Below are 3,239 nucleotides of genomic sequence, written 5' to 3'. Positions count from 1 at the left end.
AGGCGTTGAACCCAAAGGCGCAGGCCGTGACCGCGGCCAGCACGATGCTCGTACGGAAGGCGGGCGATGCAGCCATCAGCGACGTGCCCCCGCTGGCTGCAAGCGCTTCGACAGCGGCATGGCATGACGCATTCCGGTTTCCACGACAGGACGAACCATGTCCTCAAGATTCTACGGGCGCTCAGTCGGCCTCCTCCACTCGACGCCCGCGGTCACAGCCTGCGCGAGCCGACCGCAGCCTGGGGCGCGACCCCTTCGAGGTCGAAGATGGCCATGCGATAGGCCCGAGGCGCCACCGTGCTCGCCTGCATGAACTTCTCCCAGGTGGTCTCGCTGAAGGCCTCGACAGGCTTCCCGCACCTCTCCGTGAGGCGCTTGCAGATCTCATCAAAGCGAGCCGCGCCCTTCTCGAAGTCGTTGAGGTAGTCGCCCTGACTCGGGGTATGGCTGCACAGGCGTTCCGACACCACGAGATAGCGCAGGCCGGCCTCACGCACCTGCCGCAGGTCGAGAACGGTGAAGGCGTCATCGCGCTGGTCGATTCCGATGAGCCAGTGCAGGAACGAGTTTGCCAGCGCGGTCTCGGGCTGGAACATCCAGGCGTCCTTGCCCGCGAGGTACTGGTTTCGTCCCCACAGCGACTTGCGGCCGTGCATGGCGATGTGGAAATCGATGTGCTTGAGATCAGGCTCCACATAGAACTCGCGATTGAACGAGGCGTCCCCCGCCCAGTACTTGAGATTGACCGGGAGGTAGATGAAGCCGTCGACCTTTCCCGCCTCGACAGGGGCGCGGTAGGTGGCGGGTACGACCACGGGCGTGACCGGGAGCGGCACCTGGCTGCGCACCGTCATATTGAGCGCGCTGCCCGCGACCACGGCGACGCCCAGCGCACACGCCACCCCCAGACGTCGCTCGGCGACGCGAGACAGGGCGAGCCCCACGACCACGCCGACGCTCATGGCCCAGAGGCCGATGCACTGCGTGGGAAAGAACAGCCGGTCGAACAGCGGGAGATGATTGGCCATCCACACGTAGGGCAGGGAGATGTAGTGGCCGAGCACTTCCAGGCGCACGCCCTGGCTCTTGAGCATGGGCCCCAGGGGGAGCAGGTATAGAAATCCGAACGCCACGACCCAGAAGCGACGCCCCGCGGGCACGAAGAACAGGGCGAGCAGCCCCGCAAGGGTCAGAACGCCGTCGAACGTGTTGATGCTCGGGAGCTGCCACGGTGGATCGAAGCGCTGCCCCTCTTCCTCGTGACGCGCCGGAGTGCGCCAGCCATAGTCGACATCACACGACCAGTTGAGAAGCTGACGCAGGTAGCGCTCGCGCTCGATGGGAGATGTCCCGGGGTCTTCGCGCACCTCGCCCGGAATGCGCTCTCCCCGCGCCATGAGCGTGCAGTAGGGGGTTGCGGCGGGCATGACCATGGCCAGCGCCACCAGCGGGACCACGAGCAGCCGCCCCAGGGCGCTCACCGATGCGCGTGTTGGCGCAACCGCCAGGTGATAGACGAGGAACAGCGCGGTGTACGCCATGAGAAAGTGGCCATTGAACCAGTAGAGGAGCGTTGCGAGGCCGCAGCAGAGACCCGCGCCCACAGCCCAGAGCCCTCCCCTGTCGTCGTCATGCCAGGCCTTCCAGAGGAAGAGCGCATAGAGCGGCATGGGGAAGAGGATCGTCTCGATGACGCGTCCGGTCTCGAGCTGGTAGAAGGTGAACGGGTTGAAGGCGAAGATCTCGCCCGCCACCCACGCCGCCCAGGGCCTTGCCCCAAGCGCGCGCGCCAGCACGTAAGCAGCCGTGGCGTTGGTCGCCATGACGAGCATGCACTTCACGTTGTAGTACGCGGGAAAGCCGAAGAGCCGCTCGAGCGGCCACGTCAACGCAAAATCGATGCCGTTGGCCATGCTGATCTTGGCGGAGAACGAAAGCACCGTCCACGCAAGCTCGAGCCACCGCGACGGCTGCCAGGGATGCGCGCCGAGAATGTCCCGCGCGGCCGCGGCGACATAGGCCTTCCACTCCGCGTAGAGCCAGAGGGTCTGCTCGGTGTTCTCGAACCCGGCGTACCCGAGCACCTGGGCGTCGAGGTGTCGTGCCAGCGGCCAGGTCCACGCCACAGCCGCAACCAGGAACAGCCCCGCCGCGACACACAGGCGCCTGGCTTCGGCGCTTCGCTCGCTCATCGACGCGGAGCCCCCGTCAGGCGATCGAGCGCAAGGCCGACCTTCGTCAGCTCCTGGGCGGTGGGATAGGGGAACGGTGGCGCCACCCGCTCGGATCCCTTCAACGGCAGCCCGAGACGGGTCCAGAGCGTGGCGCGAAGATCGTGATAGGCGCGGGTTCGGGTCGAGAGAAGCTCGAGCGCGGCCAGCAGGCTGCCCTTCTGCGCCGGGGTGAGCGTGCTGTCGCTGCCGACCGCCGCGCGCGTAAGCCCCCAGAACACGTGCTGGGGCATGGGCAGGTCGACCTTTGCCCACGCCACATTCGGAGTCGGGGCCTCTGCCGCGGGGGTGACTGCTCCGGAAGAGAGCGCCAGCACACAGAACTCGTAGAGCGGATGATGATCGGCCGTGATGCCGGGCGCGAGCGGATCAACAAGGTCAGCACTCGGGCGCAGCAAGGCCTGACGCTGCTCTGGGGTGAGGATCTCGAGAAGCACGAGGTAGGCGTTACCCACACCATCAACGGCAGCTCGCCCCTCCGCGGCCACCGTCGCAAGCGCGGGCGTCGCGGGGCGCTTCGCGAGCTCTTCGAGCAGGCGCGGCCACGGCCCCGCGGCTTCGGCCTCGCGCGAGACAGCCGGCCGAGGCCGCTGCTGCGCCGTGCGTCTCGGGCCCGTCCAGAGGTAGGGCTCGGCGGTCAGGCGACGCAGCTCGAGCCCCTCGAGCGCAAGCACCACAAGCGCGATGAGCACCCCGATCTGCGCGGCACGTCTGCGCGCATCCATCAGCGATTCTGTCGTGCGGCGGAAGGACGGTGTTTGTCGCGACGCATCTCCGACGCATTATGCTCCAAATCAGGCTCTCCTGCAAGACTGCGCGCCGAGGCCCGCAGCAGGCTCCGCAATACGGCTCGGGACCAGGGTTCGAGACATCTGCCGGTGGAGGAGCCCCCCTGCGTCGAAGGGAACTTCCCGGCATGGCCGCAGACGAGAACGAGCCCGCAACGCCTTCGGGCAGCGACGTGCCGTCACGAGGCGGGCGTCTTGCCACGCCCGCCCTCTGGCTCAT

Annotated in this window: 2 protein-coding genes; both read right to left on the bottom strand. The window is 67.3% G+C overall.

Features of this window, described 5'->3' with window-relative positions; genetic code table 11:
- Positions 1 to 212: 212 nt before the first annotated feature.
- Entirely contained in the window at positions 213 to 2,192 is a 1,980-nt protein-coding gene (locus EB084_22370) for a hypothetical protein (GenBank protein ID NDD31009.1), read from the bottom strand.
- Positions 2,189 to 2,956, bottom strand: a complete 768-nt coding sequence (locus EB084_22365) for a hypothetical protein (GenBank protein ID NDD31008.1) — start codon at positions 2,954 to 2,956, stop codon at positions 2,189 to 2,191. The genes EB084_22370 and EB084_22365 overlap by 4 nt, the downstream gene beginning before the upstream one ends.
- Positions 2,957 to 3,239 lie beyond the last annotated feature (283 nt).

Source organism: Pseudomonadota bacterium (assembly GCA_010028905.1).
Taxonomy (GTDB): domain Bacteria; phylum Vulcanimicrobiota; class Xenobia; order RGZZ01; family RGZZ01; genus RGZZ01.
Note: the sequence above shows the minus strand (reverse complement) of the source record. Positions and strands in the feature narration are given on the sequence as shown.

Excerpts from the sequence above, each read along its gene's own strand:
- EB084_22370 (NDD31009.1), bottom strand. The coding sequence starts at position 2,192 with ATGAGCGAGCGAAGCGCCGAAGCCAGGCGCCTGTGTGTCGCGGCGGGG.
- EB084_22365 (NDD31008.1), bottom strand. The coding sequence starts at position 2,956 with ATGGATGCGCGCAGACGTGCCGCGCAGATCGGGGTGCTCATCGCGCTT.